Source organism: Thalassotalea piscium, from assembly GCF_030295935.1.
Lineage (GTDB): Bacteria > Pseudomonadota > Gammaproteobacteria > Enterobacterales > Alteromonadaceae > Thalassotalea_B > Thalassotalea_B piscium.
On the sequence record NZ_AP027362.1, the window covers coordinates 2,015,551 to 2,037,558 of the forward strand.

Consider the following 22,008-nt stretch of genomic DNA (forward strand, 5'->3'; position numbering starts at 1 on the left):
TAAGGATAGTGTTGAGCCTTAGTTATGATCGAGATCATCATTTTAGCGACAAGCTTTTCATAAAGCCTTTAAACCCGTCATTAAAAATGTACAACTGCTGTAAAGTGGATGATTATCATTTATAAACAAAAAACGCCCCAACACTGTGTAATTAAACTAAGTATTGAGGCGTTCGAGCTTATCTAAAAGCTTTAATGTAATACGCTAGGGCGTGTTATTCTTTGCTGTACATTTTTGCAGCGATTTATTTGGTGTTTATACAAGGCTGAACTTATGTAATGGGGTTGTTCCCCATAAATAAGTGAAAACGCCGTAGAAAAACCAAAGAGACGCTGTCCTACGGATACGTTTAAACATGACTTACTTTTCGTTCTAGCTCATTTATGTAGAATACTACACTTTATTCGCTACGCCTCAATTAAATCATGTTTAATTCGTACAAAATTTGTACTCGAAAGATCAACACGCCCTAGTGTTATTTAGCGTGTTGCTCTGCTAAGTATAACCAAGTAGGTAATACAGTGTCTGGGTTTAACGACACACTATCGATTCCTTGTTCAACTAACCATGCAGCAAAATCAGCGTGATCTGATGGTCCTTGACCACAAATACCTACATATTTTCCACGCGCTTTACAGGCTTTAATTGCCATTGATAGTAAAATTTTAATAGCAGGATCACGTTCGTCAAATAAATGCGCAATTAAACCTGAATCTCGGTCTAAACCAAGGGTTAATTGAGTTAAATCATTTGAGCCAATTGAGAAACCGTCAAAATAGTCTAAAAATTGATCCGCTAATAAGGCATTCGATGGTAATTCACACATCATAATAACACGCAAACCGTTTTCACCACGTTTCAGTCCATTTTCAGCAAGAATATCAATAACCTGCTTAGCCTCGTCGAGTGTACGAACAAAAGGTATCATCACTTCAACGTTGGTTAAACCCATATCATTACGAACGCGTTTTATTGCTTCGCATTCAAGTGCAAAACACTCTCTGAAGTCTTCTGAAATATAACGAGCTGCACCGCGATAACCAATCATTGGGTTTTCTTCGTGTGGCTCATACTCCTCACCACCCACTAAATTAGCATATTCGTTTGATTTGAAATCAGACATACGAACAATAACTTTTTCTGGCGCATAAGCTGCTGCAAGCGTTGATACACCTTCAGTGAGTTTTGCAATATAGAACTCAACAGGATCTGCGTAACCGGCCATGTAGTCGCGAATTTCTTCTTTAAGATCTTCGGATTGTTGATCAAAATTAATTAACGCTTTTGGATGAACACCGATCATTTTATTAATAATAAATTCTAAGCGAGCTAAGCCAATGCCTGCATGCGGAAGCTTGGCAAATGCAAATGCGCGATCAGGGTTACCAACATTCATCATTATTTTAAGAGGTAACTCAGGCATTGAATCAATTTCTGATGTTGTTACTGTAAAATCAAGCATACCTTTGTAGATAAACCCCGTATCACCCTCTGCACAAGAAACTGTTACTTTATCGCCATTAGCAATTAGTTTAGTAGCATCGCCACAACCAACTACTGCTGGAATTCCCATTTCTCGAGCGATAATAGCAGCATGACAAGTTCTACCACCACGGTTCGTGACAATAGCCGATGCTTTTTTCATGATAGGCTCCCAATCGGGATCTGTCATATCAGTAACTAATACATCGCCAGGCTGAATTTTATCCATTTCATCTAACGAACTTAATACTTTTGCAACACCACTGCCTATTTTATGGCCAATAGAGCGCCCTTCACAAATAACATCTGCAGTCGTTTGAAGTTGAAATTGCTCCATTACATTAGCATTTTCACGGCTACGCACAGTTTCTGGACGTGCTTGAACAATATAAAGCTTACCGTCTAAGCCATCTTTAGCCCATTCAATATCCATAGGACGTTGATAGTGTTTTTCAATAATAACGGCTTGTTTAGCAAGTTCCATTACTTCATCGTCAGTTAACGAAAATTTGTTCGAAACTTCTGGTTCAACATCTACTATCTCAACTTGTTTGCCGTGTTCTTGGTTCTCAGCGTAAATCATTTTAATTGCTTTACTACCAATATTACGTCTTACAACAGCAGGATTACCTTTCGCTAAGGTTGGTTTATGTACATAAAACTCGTCTGGGTTAACTGCACCTTGCACAACCATCTCACCTAAACCCACACTGGATGTAACAAAAACAACATCTTCGAAGCCTGATTCAGTATCGATTGAGAACATAACACCAGATGACGCAATGTCACTTCTCACCATACGCTGAATACCCGCAGATAATGCAACACCGCGATGATCATAGCCTTGATGAACACGATAAGAGATAGCACGGTCATTAAATAAAGAGGCGAAGACATGCTTAATAGCGATCATTACGGCATCTAAACCACGGACATTAAGAAATGTTTCTTGTTGCCCAGCGAAAGAGGCATCTGGCATATCTTCAGCAGTGGCAGATGAGCGAACAGCGAATGAAGCATCAGCAGAAAATTCACCAGCAAGTTGCGCGTAGGCTTTTTCTATGTCAGTTTGCATGTTTGGTAAAAATGGCGTATCGATAATCCATTGTCTAATGGTGCTACCACAAACAGAAAGCGCATTAACATCGCTCACGTCAAGTGTATCAAGAAGCTCATAAATTTTATTATTTAAGCCACTTTGTTCTAAGAATTCATTAAAAGCATAGGCAGTGGTTGCGAAGCCGCCTGGTACTTGTACGCCTACATTAGCAAGATTTGAGATCATTTCTCCGAGAGATGCATTTTTACCACCTACACGCTCAACATCGTTCATTCCTAGATTTTCATACCAAAGTACATTTTCTTGCACAACAACTTCCTCATTATGTATTTTAAAAAGTGATTCGCCTTTATTTAGTGCTTAAGACTTTATAAACTGTTATAAATTTAGAGATGTTGATAATTATAAAACCTTTCAGCAAGAGTTACAGCAATAAAAAGGATTAAATTTAATGAGAACGGCTTTTTATATCTCAGATGGCACCGCAATTACCTCTGAAGTTTTTGGGCATGCCCTACTTTCCCTTTTCCCCATGGAGTTCGAACATCAAACGATTGCATTTGTTGAAACGTTAAAAAAAGCGAAAGAAACCAAAGAGATAATTAATAAGGTAGCAAAGAGCTCTGGCCAACCCCCCTTAGTTTTTCATACCTTTGTTAATCATGAGATAAGAGAAATTATTGATAGCTGTGATGGCGTTATTTATAACTTTTTGGAACAATTTATAGCACCAATTGAGCAGCAATTGGGTATAAAAGCTAAGCCCAAAGCACATAGAACCCATAGTATTCACGAAAACACCTATGATTATCGTATAGATGCAGTTAATTATGCATTAGCAAATGATGACGGTAGTAACATTGCGAATTATGAACATGCTGACGTTATTTTAGTTGGCGTATCTCGCAGTGGTAAAACGCCTACTTCACTCTATCTAGCGCTACAATATGGCATAAAAGCAGCAAATTATCCGTTTATTGATGACGATATGGATGATATGAAACTTCCTAAATTTTTAATTCCTCATAAAAAGAAGTTATTTGGCCTTACCATTGATCCTCAACGGTTGATGGATATTCGGGATGGACGCATGGCTAACAGTAAATATTCGTCAGCTAGACAATGTCGTATGGAAATAAAGTCGGTTGAAAATTTATATAAAAAAGAGAAAATACCTTTTCTAAATACCACTAAGTTTTCTGTTGAAGAGATAACTGCAAAAATACTTTCAGTTACAGGTTTGCATCGTCATAAGTACTAATTTAAGCGTTTTATATCAAAATAATTAGGGTTAGTTTAATAAAGCGGTTCACATAACGCCGCTTTTTCGCTATGTTAGCGCGATAAATTTTCCCGTAATTATTGAATCTCGGGTATTAATGACGAATTTGGACAGTCATGACCATAAAAACAGATGAGTTTAGAACCACGCTAATTGAAAATTTAGTGACACCGGCTGAATTAGCACAACAAATTCCTTTAACGGATAACACCGCAAATTTTATAATTAAAAGTCGTCAAGAAATTGAAGCAATAATAAATGGTGACGATGACAGGTTATTGGTAGTTATTGGCCCTTGCTCGATTCACGACACTGCGGCAGCTATCGATTATGCAAAGCAATTAAAACCTTTGCATGAAAAATATCAAAACGAACTGTTGATTATTATGAGAGTTTACTTTGAAAAACCTCGTACAACGGTAGGTTGGAAAGGTTTGATTAGCGACCCTGATCTTGATAAATCATTTAAAGTGGCCAAAGGGTTAAATTTAGCCCGTAATTTACTGCTTGAAATTAATAATATTGGCTTGCCTGCAGGCACCGAATTTCTTGATATGGTTACAGGCCAGTATATCTCAGATCTTATTAGTTGGGGGGCTATTGGTGCACGCACTACAGAGAGTCAAGTGCATCGTGAGTTAGCATCGGCATTGTCGTGTCCGGTTGGTTTTAAAAATGGAACCGACGGTAATATTCAAATAGCATTAGATGCTATAAAAGCTTCAAGTGTCCCACATGTGTTGTACTCACCCGATAAAAGCGGTCAAATGTGTATTTATCAAACTCATGGTAATCCACACGCTCATGTAATTCTTCGTGGCGGTAATACACCTAATTATTATCGTGAGAACGTTATTGATACAAAAGCAAAACTTGCTAGTGCCAACATTAATGCAGGAATAATGATTGATTGCAGCCATGGCAATAGCTTAAAAGATCATAATAAACAAATGGATGTTGCTACTGATATTGCTAAACAAATTAGCGAAGGCGAAAATAAAATTTCAGGTGTGATGATCGAAAGCTTTATTGTTCCGGGTAACCAAAAGGTGATAGAAAATCAAGCCTTGGTTTACGGGCAAAGTATTACTGATGCTTGTGTAGACTTAGCAACTAGCGATAAAATGCTTAAAACACTTGCAGATGCGATAACAACGTCACGTCAAAGACATAAATAAAAGTGTTATTGTTGGTTGAAAAATACAGGTTAGTCTTTATCAGCCAACAATATGTATTATCGATTTAATAACGATAAATGTCAGAACGAGTAACTAAGTAATTTTTGACAATAAGCCATCACTCGCATCCTCAACCATATCTAATACTAGCTTAAAGCCCCCTGCACCACCATAATATGGATCAGGCACTTCATTTTCTTCAAAGTTATTAGCATAATCTAAAAACAACTTTATTTTACCTGTTAAATGGCTAGGGCAAATGGTAAGTAGCTCACTCACATTGTGTTTATCCATTGCAAGAATAAGATCAAAGTTTTCAAAATCTTCTATAGTAACTTTACGTGCTTTAATATTATCAAATGAATAGCCTCTTGCGCTCCCCACTTTTTGTGCCCTTGCGTCAGGCTTTTGTTTCGCATGTGAACCTGTAGTACCAGCAGAATCTATAAATAAGTTTATCGAGCGCTGCTCTGCTTTATGTCTAAATACCGCTTCGGCAGAAGGTGAGCGACATATATTGCCCATACAGACAAAAAGAATACTTTTAATGTTTTTTAATTCTTCAGTATCAATCACTTACTTTTCCTTGTTTCATAAACAAATTTAAATAGTTAAACCCCCTGTTACAGCTATAATTGCCACAAGTCACTTGGGCGTATATACGAGAATTCATCATCTACATAATTACAAATAACTTTTAATAATTAAACACCTTAATTCGTTTTTTTGTGTTTTTTTATTGCACTTTTAATTGCGCTAACTTGCACATCACATCGTTCTTTTTGTTTCCCTGCCATGTCGGCGCATTTAGTTGATGGCCTCTTTGTATGAATAGCACCATCAAAAATTGCAGAAACTGCGCAACCTGGCGCGCCATCACATGTCTTTGGTGGCGAGCGGTAATATCCTGGAATATTACTGCACCCTTGTAAGAAACTGATAGCCAATATAATTAAAATCCACTTTTTTTTAGATTTTCGACCCAGAACGTTATGGTGGCTCTGTTGATATTTCATTTTATAGCTCTATTGTATTTGAAGGTTGGTATCTGGCATAAGTTTTAGTTATTGAAAACACACATTAAGGCTTCCCCTTAAGGCTTTGGTTATGTATCAACCCCATTTGGGCAACGGTGAGTAACGCCGTTAAATAGAGTAAAAAGGGTATTAACAAAACTTTGATTAAATCTCATCTTTATAATGACCAACTTTAGTGACACTACCGTTTTATCAATGCATTAAGTGAATAGAGTATATCTCGCACTATTGCTTCTCTTTTATGTAAGTCTTTCAAACGGTTTGGTGTATCTATATTCAAGGCAAAAAATACTGGTCCATTAGATGTTTCTACCCAACCTACCCACCAACCAAAATGCCCTTGCCAGCCTGACTTTGCGCGTAAGATCCAATTTTTTCCAGCTTCTACAATAATAATATCTTTTACTAAACGCTGATGGTCAAACCGAAAAGGTAATGTATTTCTGTAGAGCTTCTCAAGAAAACTAATTTGTTCAAATGATGAGATACCAAGTTTACCATCAAGCCAATAACTACCGTTGTCTGAACTAGGATCAGCGTTACCATAAATGGTTTTTTTAAGATAGTTTCTTGCTTTTTCTTCACCAAGTTTTTTAGAAAAAATATTATACACCCATACCGCTGAATTTTGCATTGCAGAACGTAATGTTTGATCTTGATTATGTGCTGCAAAGTTTCGTTTAACGCCATCCCAAGCAAACACTTGAAATTCATCTTCAACAACGCCAGCGTCTAAAGCAAAAAGTGTATGTGGGATTTTAAATGTAGATGCAGGTGAAAACTGTTCGTTTGCACGATCTTTATTATACACATATGTCTGTCGCACATTGTTTCTAGCATCTAAAATAACGATTGTACCTTTGGCACTATAACATTCAAAGTATTGTCCCCAATCGGTACGCTCTGTAATTTTATCGCTAGATGCGTTAAAAGCAATAATAGCTAAAGTTAATGTAGTCACCTTTATGAATATTTTACGTAAATAGTTATGCTTCATTGTTCGTAGTTTGGTCATCTAATTAGTTGATCATTATGGCATTAGGCACATTAACAATCTAAGTAATGATGTGCCATCTTTTATTTGCTAATCAAACCAGTACAGCATTATCTATTAACTCATCAAATAACCAGGGTCTGTGGGTTTATGATCTTAGCTTCTGCCCTAGTCCTTTGGCTTGATTAGATAAATCGTCACTCGTTGTTGTTTGCAAGGTGGTAGGTCTGAGAACTTTTATGGAGCTTAAAATATGTGATTAATGTGCATTTGAAACAATCTAATATTACATTAACCACTACGAGTGCAACCTTTCTCAACGGTAACAGAGCAATAAACTGAAAGTTCAACAGCGCTTAATGTAATTATCTTGTTATGAGCTGTTTTTCCAGTATATAAAGTAGCATCTAATTAACCTGAACTCGGTTAATGAATGTTGATTTTCTCACATAAAACTTTATTTTTTCAATAGTTTAATTTATCAGTATTGATAGTTTTGTGAATATCAAGGCGAATTTGTTGATCCAATAGCGGGCTATTAGAAAAAAATTCAACGTAGATAGGCTTAAAAATAGCTTACTGAGTAACTTTGCTTAACCCGAGTTTAGGTTAATAAGAGTTATGTGAATAGCCATAATGCTCATCACAGTGATGTATTGTTGATAAATATAACAAACGCTTAAGGTTTACGACAGCCGATATCTTATGCCCTACTGTATGTAAAATAGTTTATAGTAAGCTGCCTTATTGTTAGCCGATTTTCATGATTAAACCTAAAGAGCAACGTTTACTAAACGATTTTAATTAACCTTCATTTATAAGAAATTTTTATCTATTCCTATAATTTTGCTAGAGTTAAAGTATCTATCACCAATAAACACATCAACATATGCAACTATCTTCTTCGGTGATTAAACATCGCTTTATCAATACTAGTGTATTAATTACCCTGATAGCATTGTTCTTCGCTGGTTATAGCCTTTATACTTATAAAGAAGGTGCTATAGGGCCTTTACAGCAATCACCCCCCTTAGCTATAAACAAAAGCGTTAGTTACTTGGTTGATGAAAAAAATAACCTTTCTCTAAAGTGGGTTGAACAAAATATAGCTTCGTTTACTTCTGCGCCAAATAACCAAGTTCCGTTTACTGTGGGCGAGCAAAGTTACTGGGTATTAGTTAACTTAATTAATAATACAAACAGTAAACGTTCCCTTGTTTTATTTACTGATAACTTTATTTTAGACACTTTTACTGTTTATAAAGTACCAATAAATACAGCTAATTCTCCAACGCTAATATATCAATTAAATCAACAAAACGTGATGTCTAGCATTTATCCCAATACTGCGATAACAATTAATCCACAGCAAAAAAGTACTTTTTTACTTAACATAAAGAGTAATGCAGCACCTAAGGTACCCATTTTATTTTTAGGGCCAGAAGCATTTAATAAATTAACCTTACTCACTATTGTTATTTCAACTGCTTTTGTTGCCGTTATTTTTTTAATGTCTTTATATAACTTAATTATATATTTTTCAGTTAAAGATAAAGTGTATTTATTATACCTTAGTTATTTAGTATCAACATTAATTGTGCTGGCAAGTATCAATGGTTTTGGTCGTTACATTTTTCCGTATTCGCTCCATGAATGGTTCAATGAATATACCCTGACATTCCATTATGCTTTAGCTGTTAGTTTAATACTGTTTACACTCTATTTTTTACAATATAATAATCGTAAAGAGCCCCTATTTAAGGTATCTATCGCTTTTTTAGGTATAGCAATAATCACTGCTTTGGTCGCGATATTTTTTACTCATACACTCCAAGCTAAAGTATTTTTTTCTATCCAACCTTTATTTTATTTATTATGTATCCTTTTAGTAATAAAGCGAATAAGAACTGATTTTTCTTGGGCGCGTTACTATATCCTTTCATGGATCCCATTACTTATTGGAGCGGCAATTCAGCCCTTGTCATTACTGAATATTATTGGTCATAGCTTTTACACGAGAAATGCCTTCTTATTTGCAGTTATGGTTGAAATTATTTTAATGGCATTTGCCTTAGCTGAGCGCATGCGAAGAAATGAACTAGAGCGCTTGCATAACATTCGCTATCATAGTGCAAGTGGCCTGCCTCGCAAATCAAACTTAGAAACAGCAATTAACAATTGCATTAGCAGTAATACAGATTTTTCTGTTGTTGTGATCAAACCTGAATATATAGAGCGAATTGCTTTATATATTGATGATAAAACTAACACCGAGCTATTTATAAATCTTTACAATAAATTATCGTCTTTGTATTTTATCAACGATGCAGTTCTCTCTTTAACTGATCATAATGAAAAATTATGTTTTTTAAATAATCAATGCCTAGCATTCCTTGTTGATAACAAACGTAGCCAGCAACCTATTGAACAGTTAATTGCATCAAGCCAACATGTGATAACTGAAAACTTTCTTATAAAAGATTTACACCTACCACTTACGGGCATTACAGGTATCGCCAGTTATCCAACAGATGGAATGTCTTCACATCAGCTTATTAATAATGCACAAATCGCGTTAAAAATTGCAGAAAACTCTTCGCAAAAATGGGCTTTATATCATAACGAATCGGTACAAAATGAACACGACGCGATGAAAATGGCTGTGGGATTAAAAGAGGCACTCGCAAATGAAGAGTTAATGCTCTACCACCAACCTCAAATTGACCTAAAAACATTAAGGGTTTGCAGTAGTGAATGCTTGATACGTTGGAAAGGTAGTAATAATGAATTTATTCCGCCAACTGTATTTATCCCTTTAGCGGAAGATATTGGCTTAATTAATAGCATTACACTATGGGTTATTAAAACCGCATTAAAACAGCAAAAACATCTTATCGATGAGTATGGTTATAACCATATGGTTTCAATAAATATTAGTGGCAAAGACGTGGCACAAGACCAGTTTTTTCTTGATGTAATATCAATTATAGAAGCGTCAGGAATTCCTACTGATAAAATTATTTTTGAATTAACAGAGTCTATTTCTTTTTCATCTAATACTAAAACAATTGAACAAATAGAAAAACTGAAGGATATAGGTATAACGATCAGCATAGACGACTTTGGTACTGGTTACTCTTCAATGTCGCAAATTAATAAGCTCCCTTTTCAAGAATTAAAAATTGACCGACAATTTGTAGAAAATATTGGAGCAGATCATAGGCGTAAAGTTATTACTAAATCAACAGTTGAAATGGCTAAAGGTTTGGGGCTTGAAGTCGTTGCTGAAGGCATTAATAGCAAAGAAGATGAAGACATTTTAAGGCGATTTGGTTGCGATATTGGTCAAGGCTACTTTTACGCAAAACCTATGGCTTTTGAAGATTATATTGACTGGTTAAATCGATTAGATCACGGTCGAATTATTAACGGTATTGAAGGTGAATTCATTCCGGTAGACAAAATGAATTAAGACATTAGTGCACACCAAAGCAATAAGCCTTTACATGTTCGTATTACGACAATTTAAAGTAAACTTAATTGTTCCAACCAATCTCTGGCTTGTTCTACTGTATCAAAGAAGTTGATTTCAACTGTAAATAGGTTTTCTTGTGAACGTTCGATCATCAGCTTTTGTAATGAACTACTACAAATAACCGCTTCATATTTTTGGTTGTTTTTATTCGCCCAGGTATTTAGCTCATCAACAACAGGCCAGATATCTGGTGTACCTAATTCCCACTGTGTTAAATCAACTAAGCAAGCCCAAGGCTCATTTTTTAGTTTATGCGCACATACTAGAGCTCTTGTTTCTTTAAAAAACCTAATGGCCGTTTCAACATTCCACGAATCAAACGCTTTAATAAGCAGGGTTTTATTTTTTATTTCGAGCTCAAATGAACCATGTTCTTGCATATATTTTCCTGACAACAAAATGCTAAAACCTGAATTTAAACAACTGTGTTAAATAAATTGCTTTAGACAATAAGGCTGCATCTCCTGTTACACTTTATAAGATTTCACATTTTTATAACATTATAACCTAATCCCTTAAATTTCAATGCAATTATTTAAGAAGTTTTGTTAGTAGGTTGATTTTTGCTGAAAGTTTTTGCAGTAGACAATGTGATATTTATACAAGGCTAAGCCTAAATAATTGGGTTACTTACCATAAGAAACTACAACATAATTTACTTTATGTTGTAGCTTATTCTTATAGAAAACTATACTTCGTTCGCTACGCCCAATTAAATCATGTTTAATTAGTGCAAACTTTGCACTCTAAAGATCAACATGCCCTACTATCATTTATATCTCGATGAAGGTAGAGCACAGTAAATCTATGTATTAAACAAGCTAACAACTGTAATTTAGCTCATCTTAACTAACTACGTTTAGATATAACGGCGTCACTTAGCTGTGCCAGTAATGTTTCAGTATCTTGCCAGCCAATACATGCATCAGTAACACTTTGTCCATAGGTTAAAGGCTGCCCTTCTATTAGATCTTGGCGGCCTTCAACTAAGTGACTCTCAACCATAACTCCAGAAATATTATTATTGCCGCCGGCAATTTGTTGGCAAACGTCCTTACAAACTAACATTTGATTTTCAAACTTCTTACTAGAGTTTGCATGGCTAAAATCAATCATAATTTTAGTATTTAACTTAGACTTTGCTAATTGCTCAGTAACAGACTTTACACTCTGTTCATCAAAATTTGTTTTTTTGCCACCACGAAGAATGATATGACAGTCAGAATTACCTGTGGTCTGAACAATAGCCGAATGACCAAACTTTGTAACAGAGAGAAAATGGTGTGAAGCACTAGCCGCACCAATAGCATCTATAGCGACTTTAATGGTGCCGTCAGTACCATTTTTAAAACCTACCGGACAAGAAAGTCCAGATGCTAACTCTCTATGTACTTGGCTTTCTGTAGTGCGTGCGCCAATAGCACCCCAGCACATAAAGTCAGCCATGTATTGGGGGGTGATCATATCTAAAAACTCACCAGCTGTTGGTAAGCCCATAGAATTCAAATCAAGCAACAATTGACGACCAATTCGCAGGCCATCATTTAAACAAAAGCTATTATCCATGTAAGGGTCATTTATAAGCCCTTTCCAACCCACAGTAGTTCTTGGTTTTTCAAAATAAACTCGCATCACTACTTCAAGCGTATCTTTATACTTTTCACGTAAGACATTAAGCTTTTCGCCATACTCTAGCGCTGCTTTGGGGTCATGAATAGAGCATGGCCCGATAATAACTAATACCCGGTCGTCTTTATTATTGAGAATATTACTGATTGCAGTTCTACCTGAATAAACTGTTTTTGACGCAATAGCAGTTGCAGGAAATCGCTCTAATAAAGCAACTGGAGGTAATAGTTCTTTAATTTTTTCAATTCTAACGTCGTCAGTTTGGTAAAACATATTTGCTTCTCTTTATACTTAATTAATGTACGTCTATACACCTAGATGAATAATCCCGTCGTTAATTTATCAGTGTTAAATACTAATACCAACATAAAACATAAAAAAACACCTATAATTATATGAATAATAGAGCGGGTTGAATTTTACTGTATATTTTATCAGCCGAGCATTTGCCATTCATACCAGGCTCAACTGATATAATGAGGTTACTACCTATGAATGAGTGCAAATACAGTAGCAGTAGAAAAATCAACTTACGCTGTTTTAGATACGTTTAACCCGTACAAAACTTGTATTTCAAGCATTACTACACCCTATGCTTTACTTAAATACTTTTCATTGAGAGCAAGAAGATGACCACATTTAATAAATTACCCCTGATTGATTTACACAGACATTTGGATGGAAACATTAGACCGCTTTCTATTTGGCAACTAGCGCATGAAAATGGCATAACACTTCCTGTAGAAAACTTTGAACAATTTATTCCACTGGTTCAAGTACAAAATAGCGAAGCTAATTTAATTGATTTTTTAAAAAAATTGGATTGGGGTGTAAATGTATTATCAAGTTTAGACAATTGTCAGCGCGTTGCTTTTGAAAACGTCGAAGATGCTTACAATGCAGGTATTAACTACGCAGAGTTACGCTTTTCACCTTTATATATGGCAAAGGCTCATCAATTACCAATAAATGATGTGGTTGCAGCTGTTATTGATGGGGTAAAACAAGGTACTAATAAATTTAATATTAAGATTAACCTAATAGGAATTTTAAGTCGTACCTTTGGCGTTGATAACTGCCAAATAGAATTAAATGCCCTACTAGAGCATAAACAACATTTAGTTGCCATTGACCTAGCGGGTGATGAATATAACTTTCCTGGCGAGCTGTTTACTGAACACTTTAAGCAGGTTAATAAAGCGGGCCTACAAGTAACTGTTCATGCAGGTGAAGCCGCTGGTAGTAGCAGTGTATGGCAAGCAATAACTGAATTAAACGCTAAGCGTATTGGTCATGGTGTTGCATGTGCACACGACCAGAAACTAATGGACTACATGGCAAAGCATGAAATAGCCATTGAGTCTTGCCTTACGTCCAATTTTCAAACAGGCACTATTACTAATTTAGCACAGCATCCTATACAAACATTTTTAGCTAATGAGTTGATTGTTTGTTTAAATACCGACGACCCTGCAGTTGAAAATACAGAACTTAACACTGAATTTAATATAGCAAAAGAAATTGTTAGGTTAACCGATAACCAGATCCACCAATTACAATTGAACGCGTTAACTGCCAGCTTCTTATCACCTAGCGAAAAGCAAGCATTAAAAAATAGTGTTAGCTAATGCTTTAACTGGATTAAAGAGCACTTTTTCAGTTAAAATGTATTGCACTTAGAGTACAATTTAACTCTATTAACACCTGTAACGATACAGAGTGCATTAATTAACTTCAGTAAAAAACCCTTGATAGCAGAACGAGTGCTTTTTTCTCTGGCTAGAAACTTACTGGGAAATAAAAATATAAGTAATTATAAGGTTATCTCTCATGGCTACACCCCATATAGAAGCAAAAAAAAATGAATTCGCAAAAACGGTATTAATGCCTGGCGATCCACTTCGTGCAAAATTTATTGCTGAAAACTTTTTAGACGATGCTAAATGTATAACACGCGTGCGTAACATGCTGGGCTACACTGGTACATATAAAGGTAAGCCAGTATCAGTAATGGGCTCAGGCATGGGTATACCATCTATTTCAATATATGCAACAGAGCTGTATAAAGATTATGGTGTTGAGAACATAATTCGTATTGGTTCATGCGGAGCAGTACGAGATGATGTAAAAATTCGAGATGTTATTATTGGTATGGCAGCAAGTACAGATTCAAATGTGAACAGACAACGTTTCAATAACTTTGATTTTGCCGCATGCGCAGATTTTGGTTTATTGAAAAAAGTGGTAGATACAGCAGAACGTTTAAACAAACCTGTGCATGTAGGTAATGTATTTACTGCAGACTTATTTTATACACCGCAACCTGAAATGTTTAAAACAATGGAAGGTCATGGCATTTTAGCCGTTGAAATGGAAGCCGCAGGTTTATACGGTGTTGCCGCAGAGTTAGGTAAAAAAGCATTAGCCGTTTTTACCGTTAGCGACCATATTAAAACAGGTGAGCAAACAACTGCAGATGAAAGAGAAAACACTTTTAAGGATATGATGGAGCTGACTTTAGAAAGTGTTCTATAAGTCTTTAAAAAGATAAGCTACGCTGAGTTTTTATACAAGCTTTTTACCAATTAAACTTAGCTTATAAGAAAAATTTAATTAAGAAAACAGTAAAAACCGTTAACTCGTAATCGAACGAGTTAACGGTTTTTTAGTATTAAAATTCAAACAGTGCTTCAACACCCCAGTAGCTTGGTTCATTAACAAATGCTGACAGGTTAAGAAAGTCGACCGCGCCGTCTACTACAACTTTATCGGTAACGTTTCTTCCTACCACTGCCAATTCAAAACCACTGTCGTTTTGATAAGCAATTCTAATACCACCTATCCAACGGGCTTCTGCAACAAATTCAGTAGATTCATATAAGAAAATATTTGAGTCGCTGCGGTAATTCCAGTCAGTTTGTAAAACAATTAAACCTGTTTCAACGGGTATTTCATAATTTAAGTTAATATTTGCTAGCCATTCTGGTGCTCTAGGTAACGGGTTACCATTAATGTACACCGTGGTTACATCGCCAAACGGACCTGGAACAGTGTTAGCAATTGGATCTGACGTTGTACAAATAGGTGTTGATGAACAACGTTCCGTTTTCAATGTTTTATCTTGAATTTCAGTTTTGTTATAACTTAAATTCATATTAACTCTAAAATTATCGGTAATTATTGCTTCTAGCGAAGTTTCAACACCTGCACCAAAGGTATTATCTGCATTAATTAGCGAGTTAGTGTTAGCTTCACCACCTGTTGCGGTTAACTGGTGATCTTCAATATCGTAGGTATAAGCGGTAACATTCCAACGGGCATTGCCATCGAATAAATCACTTTTTAAGCCTATTTCGTATGAAGTTAATGTTTCGGTATCAGCTTCACTTGGGAAACCAAATCGGCCAATTGTAACGGGGCCTCTTGATGCGTTTCCTACACGAGCAAAACCAGTCCAATCGTCATTAAATATGTAACGTGCTGATAAATCCCAGTTTACATAACTGTCGTCTTTATCAATTTCAAATAAAATAGTACTTGAACCACCATTTCTTATATCAAGCTCTTTGTCATCTTGGGTATAACGAAGACCTGCAGTGATCGCAAATTGCTTAGACGTTTTATACTCAATTTGACCAAAAATAGCACTTGAAGTGGTTACCTGATCTATTTGATAAAAATTAGTAGTTTCGCCGTTAGTATCAAGATCTTTATTATCAACTGTGTAGTCTTCTTTAAAGAAATATAAACCTGTTTGGTAATACAAATTGTTCAATTCACCTGAAATTCTTAACTCTTGAGTAAATTGATAGTGATCTGAAAGCCCATCTCCTGAAGCAACATTAAACCATAACTGCTTCCCTAACTGGTTTGGAACACCTGAAAAGTCTGTATTTGCACCATCTATATCAGCATAGCTCCAGCTTTTTACAGCATCATAAGCCGTAACAGAGGTTAAAGTAACTTCATCAAACTCATGATCTATTTTCAAGCTCGCGCCATTATGCTCCATATTAAAGCCGCCAGGGCTATCATGGTACATAACTGCTTCGTCAAACCCTTCTCTTAAACCTTCAGAGCCAAGTTTTAGTGCATTTCCATAAAATATCTGAGCCATATCACCGTCTTGATCAAAACCGTGAATTTTAAATAACGCTTTAGTGCCACTACCATTATCAAATAAAAATTGTAAACGATATGCCAGTTCTTCGTATCCGCCAACCTCTTCATTGCGCACTGGGTTTGTTACCCATGCATCACGCTCTTGGTGTTTAACTGAAATACGTGCTGCTACTGTATCACTTAACTCAGCGTTAATAGCACCTTCAGCAAACATAGTGCCACGGTTACCAAAACCAAAGCGAGTATAGCCGTCATTATTAAAATCTGGTGCTACAGTTTCAACTTTAACTATTCCTGCAGGCGTATTACGACCAAAAAGCGTACCTTGTGGGCCATTAAGCACTTCTACTCGCTCAATATCAAACAAAGGTATACCTTTTAATACTGAGTTTTCAAGAGCAACTTCGTCTAGTACTAATGACACAGGCTGGTTCGCATTTACATCGAAGTCAGTGTTGCCTAATCCACGAATATAAAAACGAGGAGATTGACGACCATTAGAAGACTCAATTTGTAAGCTAGGAACTCGCCCAGCTAATGCACGTATATTTTCCCCTGCTCCTAAATAATCCTTAATGTTATCACTTGAAATAGCAGTAACTGTTGCAGGTACTTCTTTTACCGTTTGAATCCTCTTTTGAGCCGTTACGGTAATTGTTTCAAGTCCTTTAGCTTCTTCGCCAGCATCTTCTGCATAGGCGAATGAGCTTAAACTTGTTAGAAGTGCTGCTTGAATACTCAGCACTAGTATGTTTTTTCCGAATAGTTTCATTAGTTTTCCTTGAGCTTCATGTAAAAATACTAACTTCGTTAAGTATGTAATCGTTGCTTTTCTTTTTGACATCAACTGGGAGTCTATATAAGACCAATTATAGTCAGTATTAAAAATCTGACATTTATTTTTTAAAGTTTAATTTAGCTAAGAAGCTCTCACCATAAGTCATTGGTTCAAGGGTAAAAATATCTGCTATAGTTTGCCCTAAATCTGCAAACGACTGTCTTTCACCTAAATCAACAGACGCGATATTATGATGATAAGCAAGAACAGGAACATATTCTCTTGTGTGATCGCTACCAGGCCAAGTGGGATCACAACCATGATCAGCTGTCATCAATAGCAGATCATCATCATTCATCGCACGATAAATTTCAGGTAATCGTTTATCAAAAGCTTCTAGTGCCTGTGCATAGCCAATAGGATCACGTCTATGTCCGAAGTCTTGATCAAAATTAACTAAGTTTGTAAATATCAGACTATTATCATTTGCTGATTTTAAGTGCGAAATAGTCGCATCAACGAGTGCATCAATGCCTGTTGCTTTTGTTTTTTCACTAATCCCTTGGTGTGCAAATATATCAGCTATTTTACCAACACTAATAACATGCCCTCCCTTTTCTGTGAACTTATCAAGCACTGTTGGCGCAGGTGGTAATAAAGAATAGTCTTTTCTGTTACCAGTACGTGTAAAGTCACTTTTATCATTACCAATAAATGGGCGCGCAATTACACGGCCTATATTATAGTCTTCAAGCAGTTCTCTTACTATTTCACAATATTTATAGAGGTTATCGAGCCCGAAATGCTCTTCATGTGCAGCAACCTGAAAAACACTATCTCCTGAGGTATAGCAAATAGGCATACCCGTTTTAATATGCTCTTCACCTAAACGAGCGATGATCTCAGTTCCAGAAGCATGACAATTGCCTAAAATACCACTAAAGCCCGTCGCTTGGTTAATGCTACTGATTAACTCGTTAGGAAAGCTATTGGTCTTATCGTGAAAATATCCCCAATCAAATAACACTGGAACTCCCGCCATTTCCCAATGTCCGCTTGGTGTATCTTTACCTGAGCTAATTTCTTTAGCATATCCATAACCACCTTTAACAGCATGAGTGAATGCCGTAGGAAACTTTTCTTTGCCGGCTGACATACTAGCACTGACCAAGCCAAGCTCAGTTAAGTGTGGTAACGAAATTTGTTTATTATTTTGTTCAAAATACCGTTGAGCTATATGTGCGAATGTATTGGCTCCTACATCACCAAACTTTTCAGCATCAGGGCTAGCACCAATACCGAAGCTATCTAACACTAAAATTATTACTCTTGCCATTTTTTTACCTTATTTGAAATAAATTTCATGACCAAGTGGTCAAGTTGTGATAATTTAACACCATTAATTAAAACAACAATAACTAATTCTGTAATTTGTCGTTATTATAGCCCCGTAATAGCAAAATTGTTGTAAAATATAAAATGAAGTGCGTGCTAAAATCGTACTTTATTACAATATAGCCATATTTAGATAGGTAGTATCTTTTGCAAAATAGCAAGCCAACAATTATCGCAATAACCGGTGCTTCAGCGTCTGGAAAATCTTTATTTTCACACACAATATATAAAGAATTAGTCTCAGAAATTGGTGAGCATGGTATTTCTATTATTAAAGAGGATGCTTATTATCGAGAGCAGTCCCATTTAAGTATGGAACAACGGATACGCAACAACTACGACCACCCAGATGCTTTTGAACATTCATTGCTAACCGAACATCTTAAGCAATTAGTTGACAAAAAACCGATCGAATGCCCTGTGTATTGTTATAAAACCCACACTAGAACAACAGATGCTATTACTATAAAACCTACGCCTATAGTACTTGTTGAAGGTATTTTATTGTTTTCTAACCCCGAATTAAGAGAGCAATTTGACATAAAGGTATATATGGATACCCCTCTCGATATTTGCTTATTAAGACGTATAGAAAGAGATACTGTTGAACGAGAAAGAACAATAGAATCAATTATTCAGCAATATATCACCATGGTTAGACCAATGTATTACCAACATATAGAGCCAGCTAAAGCCTTCGCAGATGTTGTTATTACTAAAGGTGGGAAAAATAGAATGGCAATAGAATTATTAAAAGCAAAAATACGCCAGCTAATTATCTCATAGCAATCTACCAACAAATTTAATAACAATATGAATTAAATAATTTCATAACAATAATAAGAGGAATTTATGGACTTAACAGTAATTAGAGGAATATTAGGTATAGTGGCGTTAATTGCCGTAGCTATTTTATTCTCTCATCATCGAAAGGCCATAAACTGGCGAACAATCTCATTTGCTTTTGCCATTCAATTATTACTTGGCGCATTTGTTTTATATATTCCCTTTGGTAAAGATGTACTAACGTCAGTTTCAAATGGTGTTCAACAGGTTATTGACAGCGCTCAAGTGGGTATAGCCTTTTTGTTTGGTGGTTTAGGCACAGATGCTATGTTTAGTAATGGTGTTGGCTTTGTTTTCGCCATTCGTGTTTTACCCGTTATTATCTTCTTTTCCTCTTTAATTGCTGTTTTATATTACCTAAATATTATGCAGTGGGTTGTAAGAATTATTGGTGGAGCATTACAAAAGCTTTTACAAACCTCTAAGCCAGAATCATTATCAGCAACCGCTAATATATTTGTTGGTCAAACAGAAGCCCCTTTAGTAATAAAACCTTACATTTCTAGAATGACGCAATCAGAGCTGTTTGCCATTATGGTAGGCGGTCTAGCATCAGTCGCTGGCAGTGTATTAGTCGGTTATGCAGGCTTAGGTGTAGAGTTAAAATACCTTATCGCGGCTTCATTTATGGCAGCACCTGGAGGCTTATTAATGGCGAAGATAATTCTTCCAGAAACAGAGCAAACGCAGTTTAATGAAAATGACATAGATGAAGAAGAACATGAAAAACCTGCAAATGTAATTGATGCGGCAGCAACAGGTGCCGCCTCTGGACTTAAACTTGCTGTTAATGTGGGGGCAATGTTACTGGCATTTATCGCACTTATAGCCTTACTTAATATTTTAGTTGGAGGTACGGCTTCGTTACTTGGTTTCGAAAATATAACCATTGAACTGCTATTGGGTTATATATTTGCGCCAGTAGCTTTTATTATTGGTGTACCGGTAAATGAAATGTTGCAAGCAGGAAGCTTTATTGGCCAAAAGATTGCTGTAAACGAGTTTTTTGCTTATGTAAATTTCATGCAAGTAAAAGACACTTTATCAGACGGTACCCAAGCAATAATTACATTCGCCTTATGTGGATTTGCTAACCTTTCATCTATTGCAATTTTATTAGGTGGTATTGGCTCAATTGCTCCTACGCGTAGAAAAGATATTGCACGTTTAGGTATGAAAGCAATGTTTGCAGCCACACTTGCCAACTTAATGAGTGCCGCAATTGCTGGTATCTTTGTTAGTTTATAATAAATTTCTATAAGGACTCAAAATGAACTCCTCGCAACAAACCGCAACGCTTGCAATATCGTTAATGGACTTAACAAGTTTGACCAATAATGAGTCTGAGCAAGACATTATTAATTTATGTAAACAAGCGGCATCAGCAGCAGGTAATACTGCTGCTATATGTATTTATCCTAGTTATATTCCAATAGCAAAAAAACAGTTAGCATTGCAAAATACACCTAACATAAACATTGCAACTGTAACCAATTTTCCACATGGCAACGCCGATGTTGCTATGGCTGTAAAACAAACCGAAGAGGCTATTTTGTTAGGAGCTGATGAAGTAGATGTTGTTTTCCCTTACCAAGCACTTATTAATGGTGATGAATCTGTAGGTTATGAATTAGTCAAGGCATGTAAGCTTGCCTGTTCTCGACAAAACGTATTATTAAAAGTTATTATCGAGTCAGGGGTTTTAAAAACACCCGTATTAATAAAAAAAGCGAGTGAAATTTCAATAAACGCGGGGGCTGACTTTATAAAAACATCAACAGGAAAAGTTGAAGTTAACGCCACTCCTGAAGCAGCCAAAATAATGCTAGAAACAATTCATGAGCTAAATACTAACGTTGGCTTTAAAGCAGCTGGAGGCGTAAAAAATGTAGAGGACGCAGCTCTATATTTAGCGCTAGCAGCCAATATACTTGGCCCCAATTGGGCAGATAAAAATCATTTCCGCTTCGGGGCTAGCAGTTTATTAGAAAACCTCCTAACCACATTAGGCGTAAATACTAACGTAACTTCAACTAAATCAAGCTACTAATTTCAATGGCACAACTTTATTTTTATTACTCAACCATGAATGCAGGTAAGTCTACTCATCTATTGCAGTCGTCTTATAACTATCAAGAACGTCACTTAACTACCCTACTTTACACTGCGAAAATAGATGATCGCTTTGAACAAGGCAAAATTAGTTCACGCATAGGGTTAGCACAGCATGCCGAGCTATTTGACTCAGAAACTCAATTACTTGATCAAATAGTCAAAGCACATACAACTACCAATATTGACTGTGTATTGATAGATGAGGCACAATTTTTAACTAAACACCAAGTTAAACAACTGACCGATGTTGTCGACACCTTAAATATTCCGGTGCTTGCTTATGGCATACGAACAGATTTTCTAGGTGAAACTTTTGAAGGCAGTGCTGCGTTATTAGCCTGGGCCGATAAACTTATTGAGCTTAAAACAATATGCCATTGTGGTCGCAAAGCTAATTTTGTCATTAGAAGAGATGCAAGTGAAAATGCTGTAACACACGGAGAACAAATTGAAGTTGGCGGTAATGAGCGATATGAGTCATTATGTAGACAACATTTTAAAGCGCTTATTTGGGTATAAACCTATTCATTTAATAGTCGTATCGAACTTGTACAA

The 22,008-nt window shown here is 36.0% G+C and carries 17 protein-coding genes; 9 read left to right on the forward strand and 8 right to left on the reverse strand.

Annotated features, from left to right (window positions below; all coding sequences use genetic code 11):
• Window positions 1-475: 475 nt before the first annotated feature.
• Complete coding sequence (gene ppsA, locus QUD79_RS08700) at window positions 476-2,851, reverse strand: phosphoenolpyruvate synthase (RefSeq protein ID WP_184424074.1); 2,376 nt, start codon at window positions 2,849-2,851, stop codon at window positions 476-478.
• Window positions 2,852-2,993: 142 nt separating this feature from the next.
• On the opposite strand from ppsA, the gene ppsR reads away from it, so the two are divergent.
• Together ppsR and QUD79_RS08710 are read left to right on the forward strand one after the other, a co-directional pair.
• Window positions 2,994-3,803 (forward strand): posphoenolpyruvate synthetase regulatory kinase/phosphorylase PpsR, encoded by an 810-nt coding sequence (ppsR, locus tag QUD79_RS08705; protein ID WP_184424075.1) that lies wholly within the window; start codon window positions 2,994-2,996, stop codon window positions 3,801-3,803.
• A gap of 137 nt (window positions 3,804-3,940) precedes the next feature.
• Complete coding sequence (locus QUD79_RS08710; RefSeq protein WP_184424076.1) at window positions 3,941-5,002, forward strand: 3-deoxy-7-phosphoheptulonate synthase; 1,062 nt, start codon at window positions 3,941-3,943, stop codon at window positions 5,000-5,002.
• 93 nt (window positions 5,003-5,095) lie between these two features.
• On the opposite strand, the gene QUD79_RS08715 is transcribed toward QUD79_RS08710, so the two are convergent.
• The 3 genes from QUD79_RS08715 to blaOXA all read right to left on the reverse strand — a co-directional run bounded on the left by QUD79_RS08715 (window position 5,096) and on the right by blaOXA (window position 7,012).
• Complete coding sequence (locus QUD79_RS08715; RefSeq protein WP_286287669.1) at window positions 5,096-5,578, reverse strand: low molecular weight protein-tyrosine-phosphatase; 483 nt, start codon at window positions 5,576-5,578, stop codon at window positions 5,096-5,098.
• Between the two features lie 137 nt (window positions 5,579-5,715).
• Window positions 5,716-6,018, reverse strand: a complete 303-nt coding sequence (locus QUD79_RS08720) for a hypothetical protein (protein ID WP_246454934.1) — start codon at window positions 6,016-6,018, stop codon at window positions 5,716-5,718.
• 202 nt (window positions 6,019-6,220) lie between these two features.
• Window positions 6,221-7,012, reverse strand: coding sequence for a class D beta-lactamase (gene blaOXA / locus QUD79_RS08725; RefSeq protein ID WP_385957277.1), 792 nt, complete (start codon window positions 7,010-7,012; stop codon window positions 6,221-6,223).
• 910 nt (window positions 7,013-7,922) lie between these two features.
• Between blaOXA and QUD79_RS08730 the strand changes: the two genes are divergently transcribed.
• Entirely contained in the window at window positions 7,923-10,505 is a 2,583-nt protein-coding gene (locus tag QUD79_RS08730) for an EAL domain-containing protein (RefSeq protein ID WP_184424078.1), read from the forward strand.
• Between the two features lie 53 nt (window positions 10,506-10,558).
• Here QUD79_RS08730 and QUD79_RS08735 read toward each other — a convergent pair whose 3' ends face one another.
• Window positions 10,559-10,948: a hypothetical protein gene (locus QUD79_RS08735; RefSeq protein ID WP_184424079.1), complete on the reverse strand. Its 390-nt coding sequence runs from the start codon at window positions 10,946-10,948 to the stop codon at window positions 10,559-10,561.
• A gap of 469 nt (window positions 10,949-11,417) precedes the next feature.
• A complete protein-coding gene (gene aroG / locus QUD79_RS08740; RefSeq protein ID WP_184424080.1) occupies window positions 11,418-12,470 on the reverse strand; it encodes a 3-deoxy-7-phosphoheptulonate synthase AroG in 1,053 nt (350 codons plus the stop codon).
• Window positions 12,471-12,826: 356 nt separating this feature from the next.
• Here aroG and add point away from each other — a divergent pair, with 356 nt between their 5' ends.
• Both add and deoD read left to right on the forward strand, forming a co-directional pair.
• A complete protein-coding gene (gene add, locus QUD79_RS08745; protein ID WP_184424081.1) occupies window positions 12,827-13,825 on the forward strand; it encodes an adenosine deaminase in 999 nt (332 codons plus the stop codon).
• 202 nt (window positions 13,826-14,027) lie between these two features.
• Window positions 14,028-14,732: a purine-nucleoside phosphorylase gene (gene deoD, locus QUD79_RS08750; RefSeq protein WP_184424082.1), complete on the forward strand. Its 705-nt coding sequence runs from the start codon at window positions 14,028-14,030 to the stop codon at window positions 14,730-14,732.
• 136 nt (window positions 14,733-14,868) lie between these two features.
• Here deoD and QUD79_RS08755 read toward each other — a convergent pair whose 3' ends face one another.
• Complete coding sequence (locus QUD79_RS08755; protein ID WP_184424083.1) at window positions 14,869-17,091, reverse strand: TonB-dependent receptor; 2,223 nt, start codon at window positions 17,089-17,091, stop codon at window positions 14,869-14,871.
• A gap of 124 nt (window positions 17,092-17,215) precedes the next feature.
• Entirely contained in the window at window positions 17,216-18,433 is a 1,218-nt protein-coding gene (locus tag QUD79_RS08760; RefSeq protein ID WP_184424084.1) for a phosphopentomutase, read from the reverse strand.
• 206 nt (window positions 18,434-18,639) lie between these two features.
• Between QUD79_RS08760 and udk the strand changes: the two genes are divergently transcribed.
• The 4 genes from udk (at window position 18,640) to QUD79_RS08780 (ending at window position 21,972) form a co-directional block, all read left to right on the forward strand.
• On the forward strand, window positions 18,640-19,278 hold the full coding sequence (gene udk, locus QUD79_RS08765; RefSeq protein WP_184424085.1) for a uridine kinase: 639 nt from the start codon (window positions 18,640-18,642) through the stop codon (window positions 19,276-19,278).
• 66 nt (window positions 19,279-19,344) lie between these two features.
• Window positions 19,345-20,586, forward strand: a complete 1,242-nt coding sequence (locus QUD79_RS08770; protein WP_184424086.1) for a NupC/NupG family nucleoside CNT transporter — start codon at window positions 19,345-19,347, stop codon at window positions 20,584-20,586.
• A 22-nt stretch (window positions 20,587-20,608) separates the two neighbouring features.
• A complete protein-coding gene (gene deoC / locus QUD79_RS08775; protein ID WP_184424087.1) occupies window positions 20,609-21,388 on the forward strand; it encodes a deoxyribose-phosphate aldolase in 780 nt (259 codons plus the stop codon).
• Between the two features lie 5 nt (window positions 21,389-21,393).
• The gene (locus QUD79_RS08780) at window positions 21,394-21,972 is read left to right on the forward strand and encodes a thymidine kinase (protein ID WP_184424088.1); all 579 of its coding nucleotides are present in this window, start codon (window positions 21,394-21,396) and stop codon (window positions 21,970-21,972) included.
• Window positions 21,973-22,008: the final 36 nt, after the last annotated feature.

Excerpts from the sequence above, each read along its gene's own strand:
- QUD79_RS08770 (WP_184424086.1), top strand. The coding sequence starts at position 19,345 with ATGGACTTAACAGTAATTAGAGGAATATTAGGTATAGTGGCGTTAATT.
- QUD79_RS08730 (WP_184424078.1), top strand. The coding sequence starts at position 7,923 with ATGCAACTATCTTCTTCGGTGATTAAACATCGCTTTATCAATACTAGT.
- aroG (WP_184424080.1), bottom strand. The coding sequence starts at position 12,470 with ATGTTTTACCAAACTGACGACGTTAGAATTGAAAAAATTAAAGAACTA.
- QUD79_RS08720 (WP_246454934.1), bottom strand. The coding sequence starts at position 6,018 with ATGAAATATCAACAGAGCCACCATAACGTTCTGGGTCGAAAATCTAAA.
- QUD79_RS08755 (WP_184424083.1), bottom strand. The coding sequence starts at position 17,091 with ATGAAACTATTCGGAAAAAACATACTAGTGCTGAGTATTCAAGCAGCA.
- ppsR (WP_184424075.1), top strand. The coding sequence starts at position 2,994 with ATGAGAACGGCTTTTTATATCTCAGATGGCACCGCAATTACCTCTGAA.
- deoC (WP_184424087.1), top strand. The coding sequence starts at position 20,609 with ATGAACTCCTCGCAACAAACCGCAACGCTTGCAATATCGTTAATGGAC.
- QUD79_RS08710 (WP_184424076.1), top strand. The coding sequence starts at position 3,941 with ATGACCATAAAAACAGATGAGTTTAGAACCACGCTAATTGAAAATTTA.
- QUD79_RS08780 (WP_184424088.1), top strand. The coding sequence starts at position 21,394 with ATGGCACAACTTTATTTTTATTACTCAACCATGAATGCAGGTAAGTCT.
- deoD (WP_184424082.1), top strand. The coding sequence starts at position 14,028 with ATGGCTACACCCCATATAGAAGCAAAAAAAAATGAATTCGCAAAAACG.
- QUD79_RS08760 (WP_184424084.1), bottom strand. The coding sequence starts at position 18,433 with ATGGCAAGAGTAATAATTTTAGTGTTAGATAGCTTCGGTATTGGTGCT.
- add (WP_184424081.1), top strand. The coding sequence starts at position 12,827 with ATGACCACATTTAATAAATTACCCCTGATTGATTTACACAGACATTTG.
- QUD79_RS08735 (WP_184424079.1), bottom strand. The coding sequence starts at position 10,948 with ATGCAAGAACATGGTTCATTTGAGCTCGAAATAAAAAATAAAACCCTG.